The organism is Pseudoalteromonas 'SMAR', assembly GCF_048515945.1.
GTDB lineage: Bacteria > Pseudomonadota > Gammaproteobacteria > Enterobacterales > Alteromonadaceae > Pseudoalteromonas.
Genome location: NZ_JBLWMW010000002.1, coordinates 117,438 through 139,199, shown reverse-complemented (window position 1 = coordinate 139,199; position 21,762 = coordinate 117,438). Strand labels below are relative to the sequence as shown.

Below are 21,762 nucleotides of genomic sequence, written 5' to 3'. Positions count from 1 at the left end.
TCCACCTGTCACTTTCCTTCTCTATATAAACGAAAAAAGCCCAAACCTTGCGGCCCGAGCTTTGCAGTTACTTATGTCATTCTGTCATTGTAATGTTCGCAAGGCACTGTTCGCTGTGCCCTGCGAATGTTGCGAGGCTTACTCGCGAACCTGTCCTTCACCGTTTACCAAGAACTTCTCAGTAGTCAGTGACTCTAAACCCATTGGGCCATAGGCATGGAGCTTAGTTGTCGCGATACCAATTTCAGCACCCAGACCTAAGGCAGAGCCATCACTGAATCGTGATGAAGCATTATGCATTACTACTGAGGCATCAACTCCGCGTTGGAATAAATCAGCAGCCGCTTTATCTTCAGTACAAATAACCTCAGTATGGTGGCTACCAAAGCGGTCAATGTGTGCCAGTGCCGCAGTAAAATCTTCTACTTGGCGTACCGCAATTTCTAAGCTTAGGTACTCTTCACCAAACTCATCATCGCTAAGCTCTACAGCGTTATCGAAGTAACCAACGGTGTTCTTACAGGCATTGATTTTTACGCCACGCTTGGCAAGCTCGACCGCCGCTTTTGGTAAGAATTCTGCTGCCACATCTTGGTGCACAATAAGACCCTCAAGGGCATTACATACACCAGTACGCTGGGTTTTACCGTTTAGCAACAGTGCCATTGCTTTGTCGAGATCGGCTTCTTTGTCAATATAAAGGTGACACACCCCTTTAAAGTGTTGGATAACCGGAACCGTACTGTTCTCAGTAACAAAGTTAATTAAGCCTTCACCACCACGAGGGATAATCAGGTCGATGTAATCTTTTTGCTGCATCAATTCCATTAACAGGCCACGGTCAGGGTTTGGCACCACTGATACCAGAGCCGTTGGTAAATTGTGCTTTTCTAGAGCATTGTGCATCGCTTTAGCAATCTCAAGAGAGCTGCCTAGGGCTTCTTTACCACCACGTAAAATAACCCCATTACCTGATTTAAAGCACAGTGCACCGGCATCCGCCGTGACATTAGGACGTGCTTCGTAAATCATGCACACAACACCAAGTGGCACTCGCATTTTGCTGATTTTAATGCCATTTGGTCTTACACCCATGTCTCTTAGCGATCCCACTGGATCGTCAAGTTCAATAATGGTTTCAATGCCTTCTGCCATGGCGTTAATACGCTCTTGGTTTAACGTTAGGCGGTCAATCATGGCATCGCTTAACTTGTTATCACGCGCTGCAGCAAGGTCCGCTTCATTGGCTTTGATGATAGCATCAGTATTATCACGAATTTCTTTTGCCATATCAGCTAACACGGCGTTCTTTTGCTCAGTTGATAAAAGTGCTAACTGCTTCGCTGCTGCTGATGCTTGTGCTGAAATTTCTGTAATTAAACTCATAAATTAAGACTTCTCCAATAATGCTATATCTTGTTCTGAAATCACGGGACCAATGCTATCTTGAATCTTATCGCTAATTGGGCTTTCTTCGTGTTCAGTTAAAAAGTTAAGTAAACAACTACTGTAATTGGTGGTCGCTTTGGCTAGACGCTTACCATCGGCGCTGCGCACTAATATCGTGTCACCTACCGAGAACTCGCCTTTTACCTCAGTGATGGCATCACCACTTAATTGGCCAACTTCTTCATCGTCGCCATCGCCGTAATCGGCCTCGACTACTAGCTCGCCCTGCTCTGATGCCGTATGGGTCATCCAGTGGACGTTTTCTTTCATCGGTTTATCGTAAGCGGTAAATACCGTACCTGGGTTTTCACCCGCCAATAACGCTTCGAAGGTATGCTCTTCAAAGCCGTTTACTATGTATGTATCGATACCATGAGAAGTGGCTTTCTCTGCCGCTTCAATCTTGGTTTTCATGCCACCGGTACCCACTTTACTGGTTGGGCACCCCGCCATGTCGTAAATTTCTTCGGTGATTTCTCCCACTTCGGAGATCAGCTCAGCGTCTGCGTGTAAGTTTGGATTTTTGTTGTATAAACCACGCACGTCGGAACAAATCACTAGGCCATCGGCATCTGCCGCAGCCGCTACCATGGCTGATAAGTTATCGTTATCGCCTACTTTCAGATCGTCGGTGGTCACCGTATCGTTCTCATTGATAATAGGCAGAATGCCATGGTCGAGTAAAGTGAATATGGTTTCACGAATACTGGTGTATCTTTCTCTGTCTCTCAAATCACCGTGGGTAAGTAGGATCTGTGCCGACGGAAAGTCAAAGAAACGGTCCCATGTGGCCATCATTTCTGTTTGGCCTGCTGCTGCCATTGCCTTTTTCACCGCAATCGGTGGCTGCTCATTATCTGGGAACAAGTGCGACCCTGCTGCAACTGAGCCTGAAGAGACTAAGATCACTTCAATGCCACGTGCACGGCAACGCACAATATATTGTGCAATGCTAAGCAAGTAGCGAGAGCGACATCCATCTTGCTCTGGTGCTATTAAGGCACTCCCAATTTTAATTACTATACGTTTTGACTGCTTCATCGACATAAATTCCTGCTTTTTGCTATTAATTAGCTACCCCACCCCTTTAACGCGACGGTACTCCTAAAATCTTCTATTAGAAGACAAATTACAAAATGCATTGCTTGACACCGGTTAATCGGTGAGCAAATATGACGAATAGACGTGCGACAACGAAGACCATAGTCCCATCGGAAATACACACATGCTTAACCCAGATACAGCAATTAAACTTTAACTGCCGTCTGACATTTCACTAATAGAAGATTGATTGTGACACCAAGTAGAAACATCCCCTTGACGTCGAGCCGTTTCCAACAGGGCCACCATGGTTTGGTGCGGCTGGAAAGACTGTACCGCAATGAATAATTGCGTAGAGAGTAGATTGTGAATGACTGCACAGGTTGCCCTGCGCTTCGAACGTTTTATACCTTAACCCGCTGAGTTAGTAATTGCAACCCAATACCATGTTAATTCTTTATGACGGTCATAAATGAATTTTATAATACTATATTTTCAATTGCTTATTGACTTTACTACCCTTAACACTGTGTTATAACACAAGCCTAGCTATACTCATTAATAGCAAAGGTATTACACACTCTATGTTAAAACGGGGAAATGACTTGCAAGTAAGATAGAAACTTTACTCGCTAGTGCTCTAAATAGCAACGTGATCCATGCTGCTACTAAGACACCTCCCCCTTTAAATTGCTTGGAGAGTTAATACAGTTGGTATATTACGTTGGAATGTTCCAGCCACGGGAGAATCTATGTCAGCAATTTATATTGCCGGAATTGCCGTTTGCTCTGTTATTGCTCAATGGCTTGCTTGGGCGTTTAAAGTACCCGCCATCTTATTTTTACTGCTAATTGGCCTCGCCCTTGGGCCATTTAGTGGCACACTCGACCCCGACGCGTTATTGGGTGATCTGCTTTTTCCAGTCGTTTCATTGTCCGTTGCTGTGATTCTATTTGAGGGCGCTTTAACCTTACACTTCAAGGAGTTAAAAGGCATTGGCAAGGTGGTGAGAAACCTTTGCTCGATTGGGATGTTGGCGACATTTGCCATTACCGCCACCACCGCCATCCTGGTGCTAGAACTCAACTGGCAAGTAGCCGCTGTACTGGGTGCTGTATTGGTCGTCACAGGTCCCACCGTTATTGCTCCTATGCTTAATTCCATGCGACCCGATAAAGACATAGACCGCATTTTACGCTGGGAAGGCATTGTTATCGACCCCATTGGTGCGCTCTTCGCTGTGATTGTGTTTGAAGCCGTTTCCTTAGTGGGCGATGCCGGCATGCTTAGTCACACACTGTGGGCATTGGTGTCCACTGTGGGGGTGGGGATCAGCATAGGTTTAGTCTCAGGTATCATCACCAGCTACCTGATCCGTAAAGAGTGGTTGCCATTTGAATTGCACAAGTTCGCCATTTTGGCGTTGGTGTTATTCAGCTTTACCATCTCCAACCACCTGAGTCATGAATCAGGGTTGCTTGCCGTGACGGTGTTTGGGATCTGGCTTGCCAACCAAGACGACTTGGAAATTGACTCCGTTCTTGAGTTTAAAGAAGACCTCTCGATGATATTGATATCGAGCTTATTTATTCTTCTTGCTGCGCGCTTAAAGCTAGAAGATTTAATGATGCTAGATACCGATGTCTTTATCTTTTTAGCCGTTATCCTGTTTATTGCGCGGCCAGTGTCTATCTTCCTTTCCACCCTGAACACCGATTTGCCAATCAAATCGCGATTGCTACTGAGCTGGATTGCACCACGCGGGATTGTGGCTGCCGCAGTGGGCTCAGTGTTTGCTTTGAGTATGAGCAAATCACAAATAGAGGGCGCGGAAAAGATGGTGCCGCTGATCTTCACCGTGATCATTGTCACCGTGGTATTGCAAAGCCTCACCGCCACCCCACTGGCCAGGCTTTTAGGGGTACGTCAGCCGAAACCCAATACCCTGCTGATTATTGGAGCGAACCATGTTGCTCGAGCCATCGCCAAGGGACTAAAAGAGCAGAACGTTGATATTTGTTTATCAGACCCAGCTTGGGAAAACTGCAAAATGGCTCGGATGGATGGCTTACCCTGTTATTACGGCAACCCACAGTCGGAACACGCTGAGCGTTATTTACCCCTAACCAGTTTGAAGTTTGTTTTAGCCCTGTCGCCCAACCGCCACCATAATGCCTTGGGAGTTCAGTATTTTTCTCACTTGCTTGGCGAGCAATGGGTGTACTCACTGAAGTCATCTACCAACCATGCTAAAGCCAATAAAGACAGTGCTACCTTCCTATCACGACAGATTTTATTTGGTGAAGAGGGCAGCTATGCCAAACTCAGTAGTATGATTGCCAAAGGCGGAAAGGTCAGTGTTACGCGTATTTCTGAAGAGTTTGACTGGCAGCAATACCAAGAGGTAAATAACGAAGCGATACCGCTTTTTATACTTACAGAGCAAAGCAAAGATGAAGAGCCCTTGTTGGTACGACCTTTTACTTCCAACATGAAAAAACCACCTGCGGATGGTGATAAAGTGTTTGCTTTACAACCACCTAAGTTAAGCGTGCTGAAAGATCCGAATAACAGTAAGGAAGGACAAATTGGCGATAAGCTAAGTAACTAGCTTACCTGCATAAGCATAAGCGGTGATAGCCTCACCGCTTAGTTTAAATTGGCAACCTCGCACGCTTAACGACGCTATCAGGCATTTTTTCTGCCAGTTTAGCAAGCGATGTCTGAATTTGTTGATGCAGTTGCTTATCGGCCACTGCTGAATGAAATAGCCAGCGGTAAGCATCCTCATAGTCTCTTGGACTGCCAAAACCACGGTTAAACAAGTCGACTAAACGCATCTGGGCTTTTAAGTTGCCCAGCGCAGCGGCTTCTCTAAGATACGTCACCGCTAAGGCTTTATCTGCCTGAACTAACTGGCCCTTGTCATAATACCGCCCCAATTGCTCCAGTGCAGCCGCAAGCCCCTGCTCAGCAGCACTTTTCATGTAGTACAAGCCAAGCTCAACGTCACGGTCGACACATACGGCATAAGCCAGCATATCGCCATATAAAAACTGATAAGAAGGCAAAGCCATGATCTCAGCTCGTGCTTCAATGTCTTTCACCAGCTGACACTCATCAGCCTTGACTCGCGCGAGATGCTGATTGTTATTAATCAGGGCAATTAGCTCTTGCTGTGTGTACAAAGGTACGGCTTCGATTTGTTCTTCAGCCTGCACAGGTAGACTTATAGCCATGCCAAAACCGATACTCAGCAGTGGCGTGATAATATGTCGACGTAGATAATTCATTGCTGTCCCATTTTAGTGCTAGGGTGTTCGTTATCCCATTTTGCTCAATTAAATCCTGAGCATGGCTCACGATTAAGCTAGGATAGTATTACATTGCTTTCGATTCTAATGGTTTTGTATCGGCAGCACTGACAATAAATGTAGCACGATGGGCACAAAAAAAGCTGCCGTAGCAGCTTTTTTCATTATTTTAGTGATTATTCAGTAAATGGGTTACGAACAATCATGGTCTCTACTCGGTCTGGGCCCGTTGAGATAATATCAATTGGCACGCCAGTGATCTCTTCAAGACGCTTAATGTAGTTAACTGCCGCTTCTGGTAACTGCTCTACCGAAGTTGCACCGAACGTGTTTTCACTCCAGCCTGGCATTTCTTCGTAAACTGGGGTGACTTTCTCATAACCTTCCGCAGCCAGTGGCGTCACATTAGTAACTGTGCCGTCTTCTAACTGATAACCTGTACAGATTTTCACGGTTTCTAAGCCGTCTAACACGTCAAGTTTAGTTAAACAGAAACCACTGATGCTGTTGATCTGCACTGCACGGCGCATAGCCACGGCATCAAACCAACCAGTACGACGTAAACGACCTGTGGTAGCACCAAATTCATGGCCTTTGTCACCAAGGTGTTTACCTACTGGGTCTTGCTTATCGATGCCATCGTATAGCTCAGTCGGGAATGGACCTGAACCCACACGCGTGGTGTATGCTTTAACAATACCAAGTACGTAATCTAAGTGAAGAGGGCCAAAACCAGCTCCCGTTGCAACACCGCCAGCCGTGGTGTTTGATGAAGTTACATACGGGTAAGTACCGTGATCGATGTCTAGCAATGTACCTTGTGCACCTTCAAATAAGATGTGATCGCCGGCATTGCGTGCTTGATCTAAAAGCTCAGTGACGTCAACGATCATCGATTTCAAGATTTTCGCCACTTCCATCGCGTCATCGTAAGTCTTCTGGAAATCGACTGGCTCTACTTTGTAGTAGTTAACTAGTGCAAAGTTATGGAACTCAAGCACTTCTTTTAATTTGGCAGCAAATTGCTCGGGATTGAATAGGTCACCAACACGTAGGCCACGACGCGCTACCTTGTCTTCGTAGGCAGGACCAATACCACGACCTGTTGTACCGATTGCTTTTTCACCACGAGCAAGCTCGCGAGCTTTGTCTAAAGCAACATGATAAGGCAAGATCAAAGGACATGCTTCACTGATTAGCAAACGCTCACGTACCGGTACGCCACGCGCTTCAAGCATGTTAATTTCTGTCATTAGTGCGTCAGGTGCTAATACTACACCGTTACCAATCACACATTTTACGTCTTCACGTAATACACCTGATGGGATCAAGTGCAGCACGGTTTTCTCACCGTTAATTACCAATGTATGACCCGCGTTATGTCCGCCTTGATAACGAACAACTAAAGAAGCTCTGTCTGTAAGTAGATCAACTACCTTACCTTTACCTTCGTCACCCCACTGGGTGCCCAATACAACGACGTTTTTACCCATTGCAAATTCACTTAGAAAAAATTAGGCGCAGATTTTATCAGAAAACCCACCCCAAGATCATCCCAATTTGGCTATTTTTTCCTCTTTCAGCCTCGCTATTCTGTAACAGCCATAAAAGAAGAAATATAACCTCTTGAAAATGATGATTAATAAAAGGAAAGCCCGGTGTGTTCACTGTGGTTTTGCAAAACTCAATAATTCACAACTGGCTTAGTTATACAGTGTAGTTGGCAATCAGCCCAACAGAAAAGAAATCGCCCAGCTAAATGCTGGGCGATATAAACAGGATTATAAAGTGGCGAGTTATAGCTCTAAGTCATCTTCCACTTCTGCCGCTAAGCCTTTGTCTTCGCCATCTTCAGGCTTAACTTTGGCTTGTGCTAGAAGCATTTCTCTTAGCTTGCCTTCAATCTCGTTGGCAATCTCAACGTTTTCTTTTAAGAACTTAATTGAGTTTGCTTTACCTTGGCCAATTTTGCTGCCGTTGTAGCTGAACCAAGCACCTGCTTTATCAACCAGCTTATGCTTAACACCTAAGTCAATCAGTTCACCTTGCTTTGAGGTACCCTCGCCGTACATGATAATAAATTCAGCTTGCTTAAATGGCGGTGCAACCTTGTTCTTCACCACTTTAACGCGGGTTTCGTTACCAATCACCTCATCGCCTTCTTTCACCGAGCCAATACGACGAATATCTAAACGAACTGACGCGTAGAACTTAAGTGCGTTACCACCAGTCGTGGTCTCAGGGTTACCAAACATCACACCAATCTTCATACGAATTTGGTTAATGAATATGCACAGTGTGTTTGAGCGTTTGATATTAGCCGTAAGTTTACGCAGCGCTTGCGACATTAGGCGCGCTTGCAAACCAACGTGTGAGTCGCCCATATCACCTTCAATCTCAGCTTTAGGTGTTAAGGCCGCCACCGAGTCAACTACCACAACGTCAACTGCGCCAGAACGAACCAGCATATCGCAGATCTCTAGAGCTTGTTCACCCGTGTCTGGCTGTGATACCAATAGGTCATCGACGTTAACGCCAAGTTTTTCAGCATAAACTGGATCAAGTGCGTGTTCTGCATCAACGAAGGCACAGGTTTTGCCAAGCTTTTGTGCTTCTGCAATAGCCTGTAAGGTTAAAGTTGTTTTACCAGAAGATTCCGGACCGTATATTTCTACAATACGACCGGTAGGCAAACCACCGATACCAAGCGCAATATCCAAACCCAGTGAGCCAGTAGAAACGGCTTCGATGTCTAGGGCTTTATTTTCGCCCAGCTTCATGATTGAGCCTTTTCCAAACTGACGCTCAATTTGTGACAATGCTGCGTCTAGTGCCTTTTGCTTGTTATCGTTCATTTGCTTCTCCAATTCAGCGTAATGACCCTAGTATACTGTATGGAATTACAGTATCAAGTGTAATTTTATGAATTTACTAGCTCAATTGTATTTTTCAATGAAAATTCAATAGCTTGCAACCTGATTTCGGCACGCTCGCCAGTAAATACTTGGTGAAATGTCGCTACTTTATCAGCAACAGCAATGGCAAACCATACAGTACCCACGGGTTTTTCCGCACTGCCACCACCAGGTCCGGCAACGCCCGATACCGCGATGGCAATGTCTGCAGTGCCAGCCCGTTGCGCTCCTTGCGCCATCTCCACCACCGTTTGCTCACTTACCGCACCAAACTGCGCTAAGGTCTCAAGCTTAACGCCTAATAGCTCATGTTTAGCATTATTGCTGTATGTCACAAAACAACGGTCTAGATAATTTGAACTGCCCGGGGTGTCAGTTAGGGCATAGCTTACGCCGCCACCGGTACATGACTCGGCGGTAGTGATTGTTAAGCCTTTATTCGTTAGAATAGCGCCCAATTGCGCCGCATAGTCGGCTATCTCTTTGTAGTGCTCCATAGGAAAACCTTTTAGGTATCAACAATGTCGTCAGATCTATATTCAGAACACACTATAAACCAACAAACCCCAATGATGCAGCAATACCTGAGAATTAAAGCTCAGCACCAAGAGATCTTGCTGTTTTATCGCATGGGAGATTTTTACGAGCTGTTTTTTGACGATGCCATCCGCGCCGCGCAACTGTTAGATATTTCACAAACATACCGTGGTAAAGCCGGCGGTAACCCAATTCCCATGGCTGGCGTGCCCTATCATGCAGTGGAAAACTACTTAGCACGCTTAGTACAACTTGGTGAGTCTGTTGCGATTTGTGAACAGGTGGGCGACCCTGCCACCAGTAAAGGCCCTGTAGAGCGTAAAGTGGTGCGCATTGTCACCCCAGGTACGGTTACCGATGAAGCGTTACTGCAGGAGCGCCAAGATAATTTACTCGCTGCGGTTTATCAGCACCCGAAGCAAGGCCAGTACGGCGTTGCATACCTAGACATTAACTCCGGGCGGTTTAATATTGTTGAACTGCAAACCGATGAGGCCCTGAGCTCAACACTGCAACGTCTGCAACCTGCGGAACTGTTGTATCCTGAGTCATTCCAAAACTTATTGGCCTTGGAGCAAATCAAAGGCAGTCGTCGCCGCCCAGACTGGGAATTTGATTTAGACACCGCCAAACACCTGCTTTGCCAGCAGTTTGAAACGCGCGACCTAGTTGGTTTTGGGGTAGAAAACGCCAAACTGGGCCTAACTGCCGCCGGCTGCGTGATGCAATACGTTAAAGATACCCAACGTACCGCCTTGCCACACATTCGGGCAATTACGCTGGAGAAAAACGAGCACGCGGTGATCCTAGATGCTGCAACGCGGAAAAACCTCGAACTTACTACCAACCTCTCTGGAGGAGTTGAAAATACTCTGGCCCAGATACTAGATAAATCGTCTACCGCCATGGGCTCGCGCTTACTAAAGCGTCGCATTCATACCCCCATTCGCGAACGACAAGAGCTAAACTCGCGACTCAATGCCATTGCCAGCTTAATTGAGCAGCACCTTTGTATTGAAGTGTATGAAGCACTCAAAGACATCGGCGACATTGAACGCGTGGTGGCACGCTTGGCTCTGTGTAATGCTCGCCCCCGTGACTTAACACGCCTGCGCAGTGCTTTACAGGCCTTACCACCACTGCATGACATTTTGCAGCAAAGTGACGACCAGCGTATTCAAGCCATCGTTAAGCACTCTCCAGCACTGCCCAAGTTACAAGATCTGCTAGAACGTGCCGTCATTGATAACCCGCCGGTGTTAATCCGTGATGGCGGTGTTATTGCTGAGGGCTACAACAGTGAGCTCGACGAACTCAGAGCACTCAGTGCTGGTGCCACTGACGTACTTGAAAAGCTCGAACTACGGGAACGTGAGCGCACCGGCATCAGCACGCTCAAAATTGGCTACAACAAAGTGCATGGTTTTTATATTGAGATCAGTCGCGCCAATTCGCATTTAGTGCCACCGGAGTATATTCGTCGGCAAACATTAAAGAACAATGAGCGCTATATTATTCCTGAGCTAAAAGAGCATGAAGATAAGGTACTAGGCAGCCAAACTAAGGCATTGGCACTGGAAAAACGTCTGTATGAAGAGCTCTTTGAGCTCATCGCTCCTTACATTGAGCAGCTACAGCTTATGGCTGCAGCGCTTGCCGATTTAGACGTGCTCAACACCCTCGCCGAACGTGCGCAAACATTGGATTATTGCAAGCCGCAACTGACCGAGGGTAACGAAATTGACTTGCAAGACAGTCGTCATCCGGTGGTTGAGCAAGTCAGTAAAGATCCCTTTATTGCCAATCCGGTAAAATTAGACCAAGCACGTAAAATGCTTATTATTACCGGCCCGAACATGGGCGGTAAGTCGACCTACATGAGGCAAACAGCGCTGATTGTGTTAATGGCGCATATTGGCAGTTATGTGCCCGCCAGTGCCGCTAAAATAGGCATCGTTGATCGCATTTTCACCCGCATTGGCGCCAGCGATGATTTAGCCTCGGGGCGCTCAACCTTTATGGTAGAAATGACCGAAACGGCAACCATATTAAATAATGCCACGGCACAGTCATTGGTTTTAATGGATGAAATTGGTCGTGGCACCAGCACCTATGATGGCCTATCGCTGGCCTATGCCACAGCAGATTATCTAGCCAGTAAAATTGCCGCGAAAACCTTATTTGCAACGCACTATTTTGAGCTTACGGAGTTAGCTGAGCAACAGTCTGGACTGGTAAACGTCCACCTTGATGCCATTGAACACAACGACACCATTGCTTTTAAGCATACGGTAATGGAAGGCGCGGCGAGTAAAAGCTTTGGCTTACAAGTGGCAGGACTGGCGGGGGTACCTAAAGCGGTTATCAAAATGGCAAAGCAAAAGCTTGCACTGCTAGAGCAACATCAAAGCGTGGTAAGCGATAGCAATAATGTCGCCACCGTACCGCAGCAGCAGAGCTTAGCATTGGCTCCTGAACCTGAGCCGTCGGAAGTTGAATCTATGCTGGCTGAAGTAGACCCCGATGACATGACGCCAAAACAAGCACATGCGCTGTTATATCAGTTAAAATCGTTACTGTAAGTAAACAACGAAAGTAAAAAAAAGCGGCTGTGAAATCACAGCCGCTTTTTACAATGTTAAAGCAATTAGCTCGATTAGAACTGATGGTTGTACTGCACACCAAAGATGGTCGCATGGCCTTTAGAGCGGAAGCCCCACTCGCTGCCTGATTTATCTTGCTCGACAAAGTGTTGAGTTTTACCGCGTAACACACTCACACCCACATCTAATGTCGCTTGGTTAGCCATAGTGTATTCTGCGCCAAATGAGTACCAAGTACGGTCAGTGTCTGGAATGGAAATAGATAGGTGATCCTGATCGGCAGGAGACTCATCATAAGCTAGACCAGCACGTAATTTTACCGACTCGCTAAGTTGATAATCGCCGCCAACAGCAAAACGCAAAGAGTTAGAGAAGTTCTCTTCTTTAGTGAATACAGTACCTGCACCACCTACCTCTGCGGCAAGCTCGTCGAAGCTATTCCAACCTGTCCACAATACGCTGTAGTGGAGGTTCGTTTGTTGGTTTAACTGATGACTACCTGAGATTTCAGCAATCGCTGGAAGGGTAATGTCAACCGAGCCGGGTAGAGACTGGCCAGCTAAGCCGCCTAGTGCTGCTGGTAACTGGTTGCTAAAGCTGCCTTCAAAAGTAATGTCCGTTTCACTGCGGTAATGAAAACCAAGGCGGTTAGCGTCATCAATTTGATAAGCCACACCTAGGTTCCAGCCAAAGCCTTGGTCATCACCTTCTAGGTACACAGCATCAGTGCTGGCAGGCAATGGCGTATTGGTGGCACCTAGGTTACGGACGATTTTTGCGTCGGCATAGACATGGTTAACACCGAATGCCACACTCCACTGCTCATCAACCTGATAAGAAGCTGAGATCCCAGTATTGATGGTGACAATTTCAGTTTGACCGGCGATTTGGCCGGCAACATAGTCCTCATCAAACTCAGTTGACAGACCAAACTGTGAATACGAGCCAACACCAATTGACCATTTATCGTCGTATTTATGTGTTGCGTATACCGCTGGGATCACCGCGCTTGGCGCAATGCTATTATCGTTTAGGGCTGCAGCCGGAACGCCATTATTAGTACTAGTGCCAGTGAGGCTGACATCAGGCTGGACATACATTAGCGCCGCTGAAACCTGAGTACCTTCAAGCTTTGACATCAACGCTGGGTTACGGGCAACCACTGAAGCATCATCTGCAACAGCCGCTTCACCTGCATAGGCACGACCTAAACCTGATACATTCTGCTCTGCTAACTGAAACGCCGCAGCAACGGCGTGTGAAGAAGATAGGATAGCGCCCGAAGCGATGATCCCCATTAGTACTTTATTCATTCTCAAGATCCCCTGTAATTCAGTCACTGTGTAATTAGTCACTGCAATGCCAGCAAAACCAAAACCCACAGCGCTGAGTAACTACTCATTTTTAAACTGTTTGTTTCCATATTGTTGGCAAAATAATAAATTCACGACACCCTACCTAAAAGTTATGGAGAAATCTTCTTTTTTGCGATTTTTAGATGATTAATTGGACATTTATCGAGCAAATTATGCACTTTATAAACTCATCGGAGGAGACAAAAGCACCCAAATGATATTAATTCTCAATTTCATTGCCATATTCACCGCCTTCCGATACACTTACCTACACCTTGGGGTTAAACACTTAGCAACAAACCACTACCGTGTTTGCCATAGCAAGTCTGTGGATGTTAAGTAATTGACTGTTTACCAAGGTTAGAGTGAGTTTTAGTGGTGATACCAACTAGGGAGTGAAGTATGTTATTGCTATTCGTTTTAGCCGCATTATGCTTTTGCGGCCTAAGTGTGTATACCCTGTGTAAAGCCAATTACTGCGCCTGCAAGCATGCTGGCGAGTGTGACAACCCAGTCAGTCGCTATTGGCTCGTCGCCATTGCCAGCGCCATGGTGTCGCTACTTCTTTGTTGCCTAGCCTTTCACAGCGAAACCGGCACCCTGATTTGGCTATTAATGATGGCCAGCACCCTCGCTGGGGCATTACTTTCTGAGCGCTGGCAGCACCTTAAACAGCGCTGTAAAAACAGCCTTTTTACCACCTCAGCAAGTAAATAAAGTAAAAGTCATTGTTCACTCCTCGTCATGAGGTCTACCAAACCAGTGCTAAATAGCTACTAAGGCAGTTCCCTTTACCAGCAACAAAATAGCTACCAGAACAAAAAAGCAACCAGCAGCAACGCCCTCTCCCTCATCACACCCTCAAGTCAGCAGCCAATTAACTTATTTCGCGCCGGGATAGCGCGAAAAAGCATGTCAGGGCCAAGGACGGCCCTTACCTGCTGGTAACGTTAACATTGGCTGGTTACTTGAGGGCGATACCAGCTTGGCTTAATACATGCTCAATTCTGAGGGAGTAAACCTGCCACTAACTGCGTTAAAAGTTTCTTATTTGGCACCACCAAATTGCAAAACTTTTGCCTTGCCTGCATGGACGCAGGTACCTTGGCGGTAGCAGGATGCGGGAGCGGTGTTATTGACAAGGTTTACTTGCCTCATAATCGACCCTTTAATTAAACAAGCTGGTATTAGTGTGATGCTGGGAGCGCTCTTTCTTTTGCTTACTTTACTTTGGGCAAGCATCGATAAGTCAGTCGGCGCCCATGGAAGGGCGTCGAACCCCGTCACCAGGACAATGCCCACAAGACTCAACAGTAACTAGAGCAGCTACTTCTAACACTTTTTCCAGCAACAAAATAGCTATCAGAACAAAAAAGCAACCAGCAGCAACGCCCTCTCCCTCATCACACCCTCAAGTCAGCAGCCAATTAACTTATTTCGCGCAGGGAAGCGCGAAAAAGCATGTCAGGGCCAAGGACGGCCCTTACATGCTGGTAACGTTAACATTGGCTGGTTACTTGAGGTTCCCGGTGTGATGTTGGGAGTGCCCTTTCTTTTGCTTACTTTACTTTGGGCAAGCAAAGAAAAGTGAGTCGACGCCCATGGACGGGCGTAGAAACCCGTCACGAGGACAACTAAACTATACACCGCAGCAAAAGGCACAATAGTGAGTGTGATGCTGGGAGTGCCCTTTCTTCTGATTACTTTAGGCAAGCATCGATAAGCCAGTCACGCCCATGGACAGGCGCAGAACCCCCGTCACGAGAACAAACACCAGGGCAACTACACCAACAACTGCTCTTTAAGCAGCCGCGATAAGTTAATCTGATAGTCCAACGGCCGCACACTGGCAACGACTTTGACATCGGAGTGACTTAAATCTAAATCTTTCGCCGTCACATGGTGAAGGTGTTTAGTGTTGTAAAAAACACGAACCATAGGTGCTGTGGGTGCGCCTTTGTTGCCCTCGAGCACCAACCCTAAACGTTCATTAGTTAATTTTACGATGGTGCCAACCGGGTGCACGCCCATGCATTTTATAAATCGCTGTACTAAGATAGGGTCAAACTGAGTTTTATTCGACAGCAGGTAACGAAGCGCATTGATGGGCTCATCAGCCTCTTTATGGTGCTGATCGGCGGTGATGGCATCATAGACATCGACAATGGCCATCATTCGCGCCGCCGTACTCAAGGCGTCACCTTTTATTTTGCGTGGATAGCCAGTACCATCTAAACGCTCATGGTGATTGATGATCATATCCAACATAATGGGCGTAATACCGGCTTCGCCTTTACTCATCCCCAAAGACTGAGCAACGTGTTTTTTAACGGCTTTATATTCCAGCTCAGTGAAGCGGCCAGGCTTGTTAATTAACCCCTGAGGCAATTTAGCGTGACCAATATCGTGTAACATGGCTCCCATCGCAAGCTGCTCAATTATGTGCTGCTGCAGCCCCAGGTGCTTTGCAAACACGGTGATTAAAATGGCGCAGTTGGTCATATGGCGCCAATTGTAGGCATCTTTATCTTTAATTCGCGTTAAGATAGCCATGGCATTGGAGTTGCGCAGCACCGACGCCACGATGTCTTTGCTGACCTCATTAAGCAACGAAATATCGACTTTCATCCCCGAGGTGACATCACCATAGAGGCTTTGAATTTGGCGGTTGTTTTTCTCAAATTTCTGCATTGCCACAGCAAATTCTTGCTGCAAGGATTGCTCTTTAGAAACCGGCTTTGGTTTACTTTTTTTGTGACTTCTTGCGGTAGAGAGGCTGCCATCAGCCCCTTTTTTAGCTACTGTTTCTGTTTCAGCTTCAGGTTGCGGCTCATTATCGGGTTCAGGTTGTTGATACTTCTCAGGTACCGGAATATCGCTTTGGGTAAAGTCGATTTTCAGTTCCAATACGCCTTTATCGATTAGCTTTTGAATGATGGCTTTATCTCGCACCATGCCACGAGATTTTATTTTGACCCCAGCATCAGACTTATGTTTATGAACGCTGTCCACAAACATACCAGGTTGAAGATCTTCGATGGGGAGGACAATCTGCATAAGTCTTTTAAAACGTGGTTAGGCCAATGAATATTAATACCATTGAACCAGAAAAAAGACCATAATTTTAAGAAAAATTCGCACAAAGGTATGGTAAGTGTTTGCTGCTTAGTGGCTTGGGAAAGTGCGAAAGAGGAGAAAAGGTATGTGGTTAGTAAAGCGGGAGTCATGAGGTAAGCGACTTACCTCATGACCACGGTGTTAGCCATTACTCTTGGAAGTAAGTGCCCCAGCCGTCGTATTCAATTCCAGCATCAGTGGCTACTTGTTCCAACTTGACCACGTCTTCCATGATGACATCGGTATCAAGCTCGGCTTCAACCACAACATCAAAGCCCCAGATCTTCTCACCGTCTTCAAGCTCTAGTTCTGCTGGCTCTTCAACATCGTAGCCTAGTTTGAAGGCAGCTAAGGCAGCCGCTTCAAGTTTTTCAAAATCTTCGCTAACAAAGTGGTGTTCTACTTCATAGAGGGTTTCTGGGTTAGAACCATCTTCCAGTAATGAAGAGACAATGTCTTCGCTTATTTCACGCCAGTCTTCCATTATTCATCTCTCGCTTTTGCATCTAATTGCGCTATTCTGTCTGCCATTTTAGCATGGATCCGCGCTGCATGTTCTCTTGCAGGTAAATCCGCATCCAAATATTCTGGCGCCATGATATCAATATACACCTTACCGTTATTCCAACGTTTAAGTTTAATTTTATTATGAGTTGAGCTCATACAAACCGGTACCACAGGCACTTTGGCATTCATGGCCGTATGAAATGCGCCGGTTTTAAATGGCAGTAGCCCACGACCGTAGCTGCGTGTGCCCTCAGGGAACATCCACACAGACAGCTGCGTCTCAATGATTTTTTTGGCAGAACGACTTAGGGTATCCATGGCTTTGCTGCGATTACCTCGGTCGATAAGAATATTGCCAGAAAGCCAATACATTTGACCAAAAAATGGGATCCACTTTAAGCTCTTTTTACCCATGCTCACCGTATTCTTTGGTACGACGGCCGGTAAAGTAAATAGGTCATAATTATTCTGGTGATTGGCAACGTACATTACCGGCGCTAACTCGAGCGTGTCTGGGTGCTGAGTAATGACCAGCTCGACGCCTATCAGTCGCGACATTGAGCCATACCACCTTGAAATAATATGAACATTATTAGGGTGAAATGGGCGCACAATGCATAACAATAACCCCATGGTTGCGCTCACCACGATAAATAGGGTTAATAAAATGATTCGAATGACCGCAATCAAGTTTATCGCTCCAACTATAAAAACAGCGGCATTATAATCAAATTAGCGAACACTTGTAAGCTCAGTTTTAACTAGATCGACTCTTAGTCTTGGAAATCGTTGAATTGTAGGCAAAAACAACAATGCCGCTAAATAGCGGCATTGTTTGGATACACGAACTTTTAGCCTGAGAACACTAGCTCATGGCGTTTTGCAGCTTCTTCATTGCTGACTTTTCTAACTGACGAACACGCTCAGCTGAAACGTCGTATTTTTGTGCTAGGTCCTGCAAAGTGGCTTTTTCATCGGCAAGCCAGCGTGCACTAACAATATCTTGAGAACGCTCGTCTAAGGTTTTTAATGCTGCAAACAAGCGGTTATGTGACTGCTCTTGCCATTGCGCTTGTTCCACTTCTTCTGCCACATCACTGCTGGTGTCAGTTAAGTATTGTACCGGTGAAAAAGTGCTAGATTGGTTATCATCATCGTCAGCAGACAGATCAAAGCCCATGTCTTGCCCCGCCATACGAGATTCCATTTCGCGTACTTCTTTTTCACTCACACCTAGCTCACTAGCAACGGTGCTTACCTCGTCTTGGTTAAACCAACCTAGACGTTTTTTATTCTTACGTAGATTAAAGAACAGTTTACGTTGTGCTTTAGTGGTCGCGACTTTCACGATACGCCAGTTTTTCAGTACGTACTCGTGGATCTCTGCTTTGATCCAATGTACTGCAAACGACACAAGGCGAACACCAACACTTGGGTCGAAACGTTTAACGGCTTTCATCAGACCAATATTACCCTCTTGGATTAGGTCAGCTTGTGGCAAACCATAACCAGAGTAACTTTTCGCGATGTGAGCGACGAATCTCAAGTGCGACATAATGAGTTGCTTTGCAGCATTAAGATCACCTTCTTCCTGAAGACGGGTCGCTAAGCGCTTTTCTTCCTCGGCACCAAGCATAGGGATCGTGCTAACCGACTGAAGGTAGCCTTCAATGCTTGCGCTTTGCTGTCCAGTTAGTGCTAGTGCGTATAAATCTTTACTCATGTTTCACCTCAGTGATAAAGCGTTTCGTGTATATTTAGCACTCTAACATCTAGAGTGCTAAATGCAATCTACTTTATTTGATTTTTAAAATCAAGTGCTAAAAGCCAAAAACAAAGAAGACATATAACCCCTTGTTTTTATTAAACAAAACCAAGATTTAAAGTACTTTATTTGGGTTATTATTTTTTTATGACAGTGCTAAACCTAATAAGTGCAGTGCTAATTACGGCAATAAAGCCATGCTAAATTAGCACTAATTGCAGTCATCACACCTTTTCTGGCTCTATTTCCTTGATGTAGCGATAAACCGATAGAAATGACCCCACAAAGCCGAGCACCACAGCAGTCGCCAGTAGCACCAACAACTCATTGCCAGCTAGCCCTTGTAAGGTAAAATCACTTTGGTAGACACCGGCCACCATTGTCACAGCTGACTCCAGCCACCACAGCATCAAAGCAACGCAAATAAAAGCAACTAAGCCACCGACAATGCCATACCATATACCAGTCCACAGAAACGGCGCCTGAATGAAGGCGTTGGTTGCGCCAACCAACTTTAACACTTGGATCTCTTCCTTTTTATCCATAATCGATAACCTTATGGTATTACCAATAATTAAGATCACCGCACTGAGCAGTAAAAAGCCCACGGTAATAACACTTTCTTTTAATAAGGCGAGCAAGGCGTTTAAGCGCTCTAACCACTCGATATCCAGCTTGCCAAACTCAACTTCCCGCTCTTTTTCGAGTTTTTCTAATAACTCGGCTGCCGCTTGCGGTTTACTAAAACGACGTGTTGGAGTGACCAACACCACGTTTGGCAATGGGTTTTCAGCTAAATAATCCAGCGCTTGGCCAAAGCCAGACATGGATTTAAACTCCTCCAGCGCAGCACGTTTATCGATTAATACAACCTTATCTACCTCAGGGTAGAGTGCTAAACGCTTCACCAGAGTTTGCGTTTGGGCCGCAGTCATCTGCTCTTTAACAAACAGCGAAATCTCCGAGGCCTCTTTAAAGCCACTACTGACTTGCTGCACATTTTTAACCACCACATAAAGCGTGGCAGGCAGAGTTAAGCTTAGCCCCAAAACCAGAATTGTCATCATCGACGCCAATGGAGTGCGCCACATTTCGCCAAGACTTTGTACACCTTGGCGAATTATCATCAAACAAAAAAAGTAAAAGTGATGGAAAATGGATTTATCTGTTTTTTGCGACTGGCCATTGTGACCTTTAAATAGCAAACTCATAGCATTCCCTCTGCTAACGGATCTTGCATTAGCTTGCCTTGATTCAAGGTTAAGCTGCGATAACGCATACGCGCAATTAACCCTAAATCGTGGGTTGCTATAAGCACGGAAGTACCATGTTGATTAAATTCTTCAAACAAATTGAGGATCTCCATCGACAACTCAGGGTCAAGGTTCCCTGTAGGCTCATCCGCCAGTAACAAAGGTGGAGAGTTTACAATCGCTCGGGCAATTCCCACCCGCTGCTGCTCTCCCCCAGATAACACGCTAGGATGACAACGTACTTTGTCTAGTAACCCTACTTTATCAAGTGCGGCATGAACCCGTTTACTGATTTGTTTATGGTGCATCCCTTCAATCACCAATGGCAACGCCACATTATCAAATACGTTGTAACGCTCAAGCAAGCGGTGGTTTTGGAAAATAATGCCAATATCGCGGCGGACAAAAGGAATTTTGCGATTCGGTACCGTATTTAAGTCAACGCCATTGATCGCCACCTTTCCTGCCGATGGTCGCTCCATCACACTGATAAGCTTTAATAAGGTACTTTTTCCTGCCCCACTATGACCAGTTAAAAAGGCCAGCTCTCCTTTGCCAAGCTCAAAGCTGACCTTTTCGAGTGCTTTATGGCCGCCGGGATAGGTCTTGCTCACGTCGTTAAACTGAATCATTTTGGCCTCTTATCATTATTATGCCTAACGGTAACTCGTTCCGCTCTAAGACTTTGCTTAGTGATTACCTGTCGCTGTTGTTGCTGCACCCATAAGACAAAACGGGCACTAACGCCCGCTATATAACTCATTACTCTTGGCTAAACAATGCCTCTATAAAGTCGTCACTTTTGAACGTACGCAGGTCATCAATGCCTTCGCCTACACCAATGTAGCGAATGGGCACTTTAAACTGATCGGCCACCGCAAAGATAACCCCACCTTTCGCAGTACCATCCAATTTAGTCAGCGCAATACCGGTTAAGCCCACCGCCTGATTAAATAACTTCACCTGGCTAATGGCGTTTTGCCCGGTGCCGGCATCTATGGTCAACATCACTTCATGTGGTGCATCTGGATCCAGTTTTTTCATTACTCGAGCAATTTTCTCTAGTTCTTGCATCAAGTTATCTTTGTTTTGCAATCGCCCTGCCGTGTCGGCAATCAATACGTCGACACCTCTGGCTTGTGCCGCCTGAAAGGCATCAAACACCACTGAAGCAGAATCGGCACCGGTATGCTGGGCCACCACAGGAATGCTATTGCGCTCGCCCCAGACCTGCAACTGCTCAACGGCTGCAGCACGGAATGTATCGCCGGCAGCTAACATGACCGATTTGCCTTCGTTTTGGAACTGTTTAGCCAGCTTACCTATGGTGGTGGTTTTGCCCACGCCATTAACGCCAACCATCAAAATCACATAAGGCTTCTTATTGGCTGGGATCTCTAATGGCTGTTCAGCCGTTTTTAAAATCTCCGCCATTTCCTTTTTCATCAGCTCATATAAGGCTTCACCATCTTTGAGCTGCTTTCTGTCAGCGGCATCAGTGAGGCTATCAATGAGCTTCATGGTGGTTTCAACACCAATGTCGGCTGTTAATAATTGAGTTTCTAAATCCTCAAACAGCTCATCATCGATTTTATTACCTTTGAATACGGAAGCAAAACCAGAACCAATATTAGCCTTGGTTTTTAATAAGCCTTGTTTTAATCGACTAAAAAAGCCTGCTTTTTTCGGCTTTTCTTGCTCTTTCGCCTGCTCTGCCTGACGTTCTGCTTCTTCACGCTCGGCTTGCTCTTTGGCCAGCTGTGCCTGACGTTCTGCTTCTTCAAGTTCGGCTTGTTCTTTGGCTAGCTGAGCCTGACGCTCGGCTTCTTCACGTTCAGCTTGTTCTTTCGCCAACTGTGCCTGACGCTCAGCCTCTTCACGCTCGGCCTGCTCTTTCGCCAGCTG

17 protein-coding genes are annotated in these 21,762 nt (G+C 46.0%); 3 read left to right on the top strand and 14 right to left on the bottom strand.

Translation table 11 applies throughout. The features are described 5' to 3' along the window. Positions 1–138: 138 nt before the first annotated feature. Positions 139–1,386 (bottom strand): glutamate-5-semialdehyde dehydrogenase, encoded by a 1,248-nt coding sequence (locus ACNKW2_RS01905; RefSeq protein WP_419147033.1) that lies wholly within the window; start codon positions 1,384–1,386, stop codon positions 139–141. Positions 1,387–1,389: 3 nt separating this feature from the next. Next, the gene (proB, locus tag ACNKW2_RS01900; protein ID WP_419147032.1) at positions 1,390–2,496 is read right to left on the bottom strand and encodes a glutamate 5-kinase; all 1,107 of its coding nucleotides are present in this window, start codon (positions 2,494–2,496) and stop codon (positions 1,390–1,392) included. A gap of 746 nt (positions 2,497–3,242) precedes the next feature. Here proB and ACNKW2_RS01895 point away from each other — a divergent pair. Further along, the gene (locus tag ACNKW2_RS01895) at positions 3,243–5,102 is read left to right on the top strand and encodes a cation:proton antiporter (protein ID WP_419147031.1); all 1,860 of its coding nucleotides are present in this window, start codon (positions 3,243–3,245) and stop codon (positions 5,100–5,102) included. 43 nt (positions 5,103–5,145) lie between these two features. Here ACNKW2_RS01895 and ACNKW2_RS01890 read toward each other — a convergent pair whose 3' ends face one another. The 4 genes from ACNKW2_RS01890 to ACNKW2_RS01875 all read right to left on the bottom strand — a co-directional run bounded on the left by ACNKW2_RS01890 (position 5,146) and on the right by ACNKW2_RS01875 (position 9,217). After that, positions 5,146–5,730 carry a tetratricopeptide repeat protein gene (locus ACNKW2_RS01890; RefSeq protein ID WP_419147070.1) on the bottom strand — a complete coding sequence of 195 codons (585 nt, stop codon included), beginning with the start codon at positions 5,728–5,730 and terminating at the stop codon, positions 5,146–5,148. A gap of 251 nt (positions 5,731–5,981) precedes the next feature. Further along, on the bottom strand, positions 5,982–7,298 hold the full coding sequence (locus ACNKW2_RS01885) for an adenylosuccinate synthase (RefSeq protein WP_419147030.1): 1,317 nt from the start codon (positions 7,296–7,298) through the stop codon (positions 5,982–5,984). 303 nt (positions 7,299–7,601) lie between these two features. Next, a complete protein-coding gene (recA, locus tag ACNKW2_RS01880) occupies positions 7,602–8,660 on the bottom strand; it encodes a recombinase RecA (RefSeq protein WP_419147029.1) in 1,059 nt (352 codons plus the stop codon). 65 nt (positions 8,661–8,725) lie between these two features. Next, positions 8,726–9,217 carry a CinA family protein gene (locus ACNKW2_RS01875; RefSeq protein ID WP_419147028.1) on the bottom strand — a complete coding sequence of 164 codons (492 nt, stop codon included), beginning with the start codon at positions 9,215–9,217 and terminating at the stop codon, positions 8,726–8,728. Between the two features lie 24 nt (positions 9,218–9,241). On the opposite strand from ACNKW2_RS01875, the gene mutS reads away from it, so the two are divergent. Beyond that, positions 9,242–11,839 (top strand): DNA mismatch repair protein MutS, encoded by a 2,598-nt coding sequence (gene mutS / locus ACNKW2_RS01870; protein ID WP_419147027.1) that lies wholly within the window; start codon positions 9,242–9,244, stop codon positions 11,837–11,839. A 74-nt stretch (positions 11,840–11,913) separates the two neighbouring features. Here mutS and ACNKW2_RS01865 read toward each other — a convergent pair whose 3' ends face one another. Next, the gene (locus ACNKW2_RS01865) at positions 11,914–13,173 is read right to left on the bottom strand and encodes an OmpP1/FadL family transporter (protein ID WP_419147026.1); all 1,260 of its coding nucleotides are present in this window, start codon (positions 13,171–13,173) and stop codon (positions 11,914–11,916) included. A gap of 444 nt (positions 13,174–13,617) precedes the next feature. Between ACNKW2_RS01865 and ACNKW2_RS01860 the strand changes: the two genes are divergently transcribed. After that, entirely contained in the window at positions 13,618–13,932 is a 315-nt protein-coding gene (locus tag ACNKW2_RS01860) for a hypothetical protein (protein ID WP_419147025.1), read from the top strand. A 1,065-nt stretch (positions 13,933–14,997) separates the two neighbouring features. Here the strand turns inward: ACNKW2_RS01860 and ACNKW2_RS01855 are convergent. From ACNKW2_RS01855 to ftsY, 7 genes are all read right to left on the bottom strand, one after another. Continuing rightward, complete coding sequence (locus ACNKW2_RS01855) at positions 14,998–16,272, bottom strand: HD-GYP domain-containing protein (RefSeq protein ID WP_419147024.1); 1,275 nt, start codon at positions 16,270–16,272, stop codon at positions 14,998–15,000. 208 nt (positions 16,273–16,480) lie between these two features. Next, positions 16,481–16,816, bottom strand: coding sequence for a ribonuclease E inhibitor RraB (rraB, locus tag ACNKW2_RS01850; protein ID WP_336568735.1), 336 nt, complete (start codon positions 16,814–16,816; stop codon positions 16,481–16,483). Continuing rightward, entirely contained in the window at positions 16,816–17,529 is a 714-nt protein-coding gene (locus ACNKW2_RS01845; protein ID WP_419147023.1) for a 1-acylglycerol-3-phosphate O-acyltransferase, read from the bottom strand. Before ACNKW2_RS01845 ends, rraB begins: the two co-directional genes overlap by 1 nt. A 175-nt stretch (positions 17,530–17,704) precedes the next feature. Further along, positions 17,705–18,562, bottom strand: a complete 858-nt coding sequence (gene rpoH / locus ACNKW2_RS01840; RefSeq protein WP_336568733.1) for an RNA polymerase sigma factor RpoH — start codon at positions 18,560–18,562, stop codon at positions 17,705–17,707. A gap of 266 nt (positions 18,563–18,828) precedes the next feature. Beyond that, positions 18,829–19,815, bottom strand: coding sequence for a permease-like cell division protein FtsX (gene ftsX / locus ACNKW2_RS01835; RefSeq protein WP_419147022.1), 987 nt, complete (start codon positions 19,813–19,815; stop codon positions 18,829–18,831). Further along, a complete protein-coding gene (ftsE, locus tag ACNKW2_RS01830; protein ID WP_336568730.1) occupies positions 19,812–20,489 on the bottom strand; it encodes a cell division ATP-binding protein FtsE in 678 nt (225 codons plus the stop codon). The genes ftsX and ftsE overlap by 4 nt, the downstream gene beginning before the upstream one ends. 130 nt (positions 20,490–20,619) lie before the next feature. Next, positions 20,620–21,762 (bottom strand): signal recognition particle-docking protein FtsY (ftsY, locus tag ACNKW2_RS01825; protein ID WP_419147021.1); only part of this gene is annotated, 1,143 nt, incomplete at its 5' end.

Bases quoted from the DNA above. Each gene is read 5' to 3' on its own strand.
- ACNKW2_RS01905 (WP_419147033.1), bottom strand. From the start codon at position 1,386: ATGAGTTTAATTACAGAAATTTCAGCACAAGCATCAGCAGCAGCGAAG.
- proB (WP_419147032.1), bottom strand. From the start codon at position 2,496: ATGTCGATGAAGCAGTCAAAACGTATAGTAATTAAAATTGGGAGTGCC.
- ACNKW2_RS01895 (WP_419147031.1), top strand. From the start codon at position 3,243: ATGTCAGCAATTTATATTGCCGGAATTGCCGTTTGCTCTGTTATTGCT.
- ACNKW2_RS01890 (WP_419147070.1), bottom strand. From the start codon at position 5,730: ATGGCTATAAGTCTACCTGTGCAGGCTGAAGAACAAATCGAAGCCGTA.
- ACNKW2_RS01885 (WP_419147030.1), bottom strand. From the start codon at position 7,298: ATGGGTAAAAACGTCGTTGTATTGGGCACCCAGTGGGGTGACGAAGGT.
- recA (WP_419147029.1), bottom strand. From the start codon at position 8,660: ATGAACGATAACAAGCAAAAGGCACTAGACGCAGCATTGTCACAAATT.
- ACNKW2_RS01875 (WP_419147028.1), bottom strand. From the start codon at position 9,217: ATGGAGCACTACAAAGAGATAGCCGACTATGCGGCGCAATTGGGCGCT.
- mutS (WP_419147027.1), top strand. From the start codon at position 9,242: ATGTCGTCAGATCTATATTCAGAACACACTATAAACCAACAAACCCCA.
- ACNKW2_RS01865 (WP_419147026.1), bottom strand. From the start codon at position 13,173: ATGAATAAAGTACTAATGGGGATCATCGCTTCGGGCGCTATCCTATCT.
- ACNKW2_RS01860 (WP_419147025.1), top strand. From the start codon at position 13,618: ATGTTATTGCTATTCGTTTTAGCCGCATTATGCTTTTGCGGCCTAAGT.
- ACNKW2_RS01855 (WP_419147024.1), bottom strand. From the start codon at position 16,272: ATGCAGATTGTCCTCCCCATCGAAGATCTTCAACCTGGTATGTTTGTG.
- rraB (WP_336568735.1), bottom strand. From the start codon at position 16,816: ATGGAAGACTGGCGTGAAATAAGCGAAGACATTGTCTCTTCATTACTG.
- rpoH (WP_336568733.1), bottom strand. From the start codon at position 18,562: ATGAGTAAAGATTTATACGCACTAGCACTAACTGGACAGCAAAGCGCA.
- ftsX (WP_419147022.1), bottom strand. From the start codon at position 19,815: ATGAGTTTGCTATTTAAAGGTCACAATGGCCAGTCGCAAAAAACAGAT.
- ftsE (WP_336568730.1), bottom strand. From the start codon at position 20,489: ATGATTCAGTTTAACGACGTGAGCAAGACCTATCCCGGCGGCCATAAA.